General features: G+C 53.7%; 1 protein-coding gene and 1 pseudogene. Both read left to right on the plus strand.

Annotated features, from left to right (window positions below; translation table 11 throughout):
- The coding region (locus tag ACZIRK_RS45715; protein ID WP_463702783.1) for a hypothetical protein at positions 1 to 113 on the plus strand (113 nt) is incomplete at its 5' end.
- Positions 114 to 145: 32 nt separating this feature from the next.
- Positions 146 to 255: pseudogene (locus ACZIRK_RS45720) on the plus strand (ferredoxin family protein); the annotation flags it as partial.

Genomic DNA, 255 nt, shown 5'->3' on the forward strand with positions numbered 1-255 from the left:
ACGGCACGCCGAAGGCCGAGAAGGAGAAGCTGACGTTGAAATCCTTTGTCAATGCGCGGTCATGGACCGGTTTATTTGGCGATGCATTCCGCCTCGCGCGCGCTTGGCGATAACCCATCAGAATCAAAGCTAAGGAAGCTGAAATATGAATGTCGAGACATCAGTGCGCGTCGAGGACAAGCTGTTCTACAACCGCTATCTTGTCGACGTCGGTCATCCTCACATCAAAGTACGCGCACATACGAAGCCGTCCCC

The organism is Bradyrhizobium sp. Leo114 (assembly GCF_055229415.2).